We start from the raw sequence: 4,602 nt of genomic DNA on the forward strand, positions 1-4,602 counted from the left end.
GACCCGGCCGCGCGCACCTGAGCCGCCCGGTCGGGTCGCCCGGGTCCCGCCCGCCCCGCGGTCAGAAGCCGAGGCACATGACGGCGACGCCCGCGGCCATCGCCCACGACTCCGTGGCGAGCAGACGCCCGGTGCGACCGTGGTGCAGCGGAGGCACGAACCACGCCGCCGCCACGGTCCACAGCACGACCGCGGCGACCCCGATCATCACGAGCGCCGAGAGCACGCCCCCGAGGCCGTGCCCGCCGTGGCCGGTCGGCGTGACGGCGCGCTCGACCGAGGAGACCACGACGGATCCGTCGAACGCGCACACCGCCATCACGAGCGACACCAGCGCCCGGTGACAGCAGGTGGCGGCGGCCGCGGTGCCGCGCACGCCCATGGTGCCGAGCATTGCGGAGACCAGGAGCACCGCGCCGAGCGCGAGCCGCGTCAGGGCGTCGACCCCGGGGATCGCGAGCACGAGCATCCCGGCGGCCATCACCAGCGCCGACTGCCTCCCCTGCCACGGCACCGCCCGCCACGCCGCCACGCACGCGACGGCGGAGACGAGCGCGGCCGCGGCCATCAGCCACGGTGCTGCGGGGACGAGGGGTTCCACGGTCGCAGTATATTGATCGAGCGCTCAATATCGCTAGACCCGACCGTCTACGAGAGGATGGGCACGTGCCCCGCATCGTCGACCACGATGAGCGCCGCCGGCAGATCGCCGAGGCGCTGCTCGCCGTCGCCGCCCGCGACGGCCACGAGAGCGTGTCCTCCCGCGCGGTCGCGAAGGAGCTCGGGGTGGCCACCGGTTCGCTGTGGCACTACTTCGACGGGTTCGACGACGTCGTCCGCGCGGCCGCCGCCGAGGTCACCCGCCGCACCGACCAGCGCATCGCCGAGGCCACCGCGGGGCTGCGCGGCCTCGCGCGCCTCGACGCCCTGATGCGCGAGGTGCTGCCGGTCGACGAGCGCACCCGCACCGAGGCGCACGTCGTGGTGGGGTTCTGGGGGCGCCTGGCCACGCTCGCCCCCGCACCCGACGCGGCCTCCCCGACCCTCGCGACCTGGCAGGACAGCATCTGCGAGGCCCTGCAGGAGGCGGTCGACGACGGAGAGCTGCGGCCGCAAACGCCCACCGCGGCGGTCATGGCACTGCTGCGCTCCATCACGTACGGCCAGCAGATCGTCGAGGTGACCGAGCCGCAGCCCGCCGCGGCCCACCTCGCAGTGCTCGACGGCATCCTCGCCCCCTGGCGCGCCTGACCCGCGAGCCGGCGCTTGTGCACCCGCGTCCGCGCGGCCTATCATCGTGCCATCCCGTTTCTTGAGCGTTCGCTCGAAAATAGTGAGGTCGACGATGTCCCACCACGCCCCGCAGCCCGTCTCCGTCGAGAAGATCGCGGTTCCGCACCCGCTCGACCCGCTCACCGGTGCCGAGATCGCCGCCGCCCGCGCGGTGCTGGAGGCGGCCGGACTGATGACCGAGACCACCCGCGTGCCGATGCTGCTGCCCGACGAGGCCACCAAGGAGGAGCTCGCGGCGTGGAGCCCCGGCTCCCCCATCGATCGCCGCGCCGACGTGACGCTGCTCGACACCGCCACGGGCGTCGCCACCGAGGTGATCGTGTCGATCACGCGCGGGGAGATCGTGCGCAGCGAGCGCGTGCCCAACGACGCCCCGCCGTACGGTCAGCCGCAGTACCTGTTCGAGGAGTACGAGCGGGCCGAGTCCATCGCGAAGGCGTCGCCCGAGTGGCGGGCCGCCATGGAGCGACGGGGCCTCGCGGAGCACATCGACCTCGCGTTCTGCTCCCCCCTCGCCCCCGGCTACACGGGTCGCGCCGACGAGGTGGGCCGCCGCGTCATCCGCTCGCTCACCTTCCTCAAGTACGACGAGAACGACTCGCCGTGGGCACACCCGGTCGAGGGTCTGATCGTGCACATCGACCTCACCGCGAACAGCGTGATCCGCGTGGAGGACGAGGGGGATGTGCCGGTGCCCGCCGGTCACGGCAACTACTACCCCGAGGTGCAGGGCGAGGCGCGCACGACGCTCATGCCCATCGAGATCACCCAGCCGCAGGGCACGAGCTTCCACGTGTCCGGCTCGCTCGTCGAGTGGGAGGGCTGGTCGATGCGCGTCGGCTTCAACGCCCGCGAGGGCCTCGTGCTGCACGACGTCTCGTTCCAGGGGCGCTCCGTGCTGCACCGCGCGAGCGTGCCCGAGATGGTGGTGCCCTACGGCGACACGGCCCCCGGGCGATTCTGGATCAGCTACTTCGACGCGGGCGAGTACCTGCTCGGCAAGAACGCCAACCACCTGGAACTGGGGTGCGACTGCCTCGGCGTGATCCGCTACCTCGACGGCTACGTCGCCGACGACCACGGCCACCCGGTGCGCATCCCGGACGTGATCTGCATGCACGAGGAGGACTTCGGGATCCTGTGGAAGCACACCGATCTCGCGGGCCGGTCCGACGTGCGGCGCTCCCGGCGCTTCGTGGTGTCGTACTTCTCCACGATCGGCAACTACGACTACGGCTTCTACTGGAACTTCGGACTGGACGGCTCGATCGAGGTGGTCGCCAAGGCCACGGGCATCGTGTTCGCGGGCGCCGGGGAGCCGGGCGTGCGGCAGAAGCACGCCACCGAGCTCGCGCCAGGGGTGTTCGCCCCCGTGCACCAGCACCTCTTCTGCGCCCGGCTCGACGTGGCGATCGACGGCTCCGACAACCGGCTCGTCGAGGTCGACGCGCAGCGGGTGCCGATGGGACCGGAGAACCCCTTCGGCAACGCGTTCTCCTGGTCGGAGACGGTGCTGGAGACCGAGCACGCCGCACAGCGCGAGGCCGACACCTCGGTCGCCCGGGTGTGGGAGGTGCAGAGCGCCTCGCACACGAACCACGTCGGCCGCCCCACCGCCTACCACCTGGTGCCGGAGCCGACCGCACTGCTGATGGCCGACCCCGCCTCGTCGGTGGCGGCGCGGGCGACGTTCGCGACCAAGCACCTGTGGGCGACGCGCTACGAGCACGGGCAGATCTGGCCGGCCGGCCGCTACCCCAACGCGCACCAGGGCGGCTCCGGCCTCCCCGAGTACAGCGCGGGCGACCGTCGCATCGACGGCGAAGATCTGGTGCTGTGGCACACGTTCGGCCTCACGCACTTCCCGCGCCCGGAGGACTGGCCGATCATGCCCGTCGACTATGCGGGCTTCTGGTTCAAGCCCTACGGCTTCCTCGACCAGAACCCGGCGATGGACGTGCCCGAGTCGTCGCAGGCCCACGGCGGCGCCGCGGCCTCGTTGTGCTGCGGCGGCGGGGCGGACTGCACCTGCGGCCACTGACGAGCCGCGTCCTCCGCCCGCATCAGTAGCGGGCGGGGGTCAGGCGAGGGCGGAGATCGCGTCGCGGAGGATGCCGTCGGCACCGGCGAGCGCGGTCGCGGCGGTCTCGGCGGGAGCAGCCGTGGCGAGCATGAGCAGGGCGAGCTTGACCGAGCCCTGCGCCTGCTGCAGTGCCGAGGCGGCCTCGTCGACGCCGACCCCCGACAGCTGCGACACGGTGCGGATCGACCGCGCGTGCAGCTTCTCGTTGGTGGCGAGCAGGTCGACCATGACGCCGCGGTACGTCTTGCCGAGCTTGATCATGGAGAGCGTGGTGAGCATGTTGACCACGAGCTTCTGCGCCGTGCCCGACTTCAGGCGCGTGGAGCCGGAGATGAACTCGGGCCCGGTCACGACCTCGATCGGGATGTCGGCCACCGCGCCGATCGCCGAGTTCGCGTTCGACGCGATCGCCACGGTCAGCGCGCCGACGCTGCGGGCGTACTCGAGCCCACCGACGACGTACGGCGTGCGACCGGACGCGGAGATGCCGACCACCGTGTCGCGCTCGGTGAGGTCGAGCGCGCGCAGCGAGTCTCCGGCGGCCTCCTCGTCGTCCTCGGCGTTCTCGACGGCGGAGCGGATCGCGGTCTCGCCGCCCGCGATCAGGCCGACCACCATGGAGGGGTCGGTGCCGAAGGTGGGCGGGCATTCGCTGGCGTCGAGCACGCCGATGCGCCCGGCCGTCCCCGCGCCGATGTAGATCAGGCGTCCCCCGCGGCGGAACCGCTCCGTGATGCCGTCGACCGCGGCGGCGATCTCGGCCGTCCGCTCGGCGACGGCCTCGGGCACCCGGCGGTCCTCGGCGTTCATGCGGCGCACGAGCTCGGTCGTCTCGAGCAGGTCGAGGTCGCCGCGCTCGGTCGTCGACGCCTCGGTGTCGAGCGTCTCCAGGACGGAGAGGAGGGCGGCGAGGCGGGAGTCGTCATTCGGCACGGTGCACGAACCTTTCGTGAGGGAGGTCGACGCGGCGGGTCAGCAGCAGCGCGCCGGCCAGGGCATCGCCCCGCGCCGGGACGACACGACGGCCGGCCGCACGCAGGGAGGAGCTCAGGGTGTCGCGGAACCAGGCGTGATCGGCGAGCCCGCCGTGCACGGCCACGTCGGTCGTGACGGCGGAGGCGGCGACCGCGCTGGTGGTGAGAAGGCGCACGGCCTCGGTCGCGATCGCGGCGGCGACGGCGTCTCCGGCTTCGGCGGCGTCGAGCACGAGCGGGGCGAGGGTCGCC

General features: G+C 72.8%; 4 protein-coding genes and 1 pseudogene. 2 read left to right on the forward strand and 3 right to left on the reverse strand.

The genetic code is table 11. The features are described from left to right. Window positions 1–61: 61 nt before the first annotated feature. On the reverse strand, window positions 62–601 hold the full coding sequence (locus DW299_RS01465; RefSeq protein ID WP_136035381.1) for a hypothetical protein: 540 nt from the start codon (window positions 599–601) through the stop codon (window positions 62–64). Window positions 602–666: 65 nt separating this feature from the next. On the opposite strand from DW299_RS01465, the gene DW299_RS01470 reads away from it, so the two are divergent. Together DW299_RS01470 and DW299_RS01475 are read left to right on the forward strand one after the other, a co-directional pair. Next, complete coding sequence (locus tag DW299_RS01470; protein WP_136035382.1) at window positions 667–1,251, forward strand: TetR/AcrR family transcriptional regulator; 585 nt, start codon at window positions 667–669, stop codon at window positions 1,249–1,251. Window positions 1,252–1,345: 94 nt separating this feature from the next. Next, window positions 1,346–3,334, forward strand: coding sequence for a primary-amine oxidase (locus tag DW299_RS01475; protein ID WP_205814308.1), 1,989 nt, complete (start codon window positions 1,346–1,348; stop codon window positions 3,332–3,334). Window positions 3,335–3,373: 39 nt separating this feature from the next. Here the strand turns inward: DW299_RS01475 and murQ are convergent, their stop codons facing one another. Beyond that, window positions 3,374–4,309: an N-acetylmuramic acid 6-phosphate etherase gene (murQ, locus tag DW299_RS01480; RefSeq protein WP_136029015.1), complete on the reverse strand. Its 936-nt coding sequence runs from the start codon at window positions 4,307–4,309 to the stop codon at window positions 3,374–3,376. After that, window positions 4,299–4,602: pseudogene (locus tag DW299_RS18780) on the reverse strand (ATPase); the annotation flags it as partial. The gene murQ and the pseudogene DW299_RS18780, both read right to left, overlap by 11 nt.

This window comes from Microbacterium sp. K35, assembly GCF_004794375.1.
GTDB classification, from domain to species: Bacteria; Actinomycetota; Actinomycetes; order Actinomycetales; family Microbacteriaceae; genus Microbacterium; species Microbacterium sufflavum.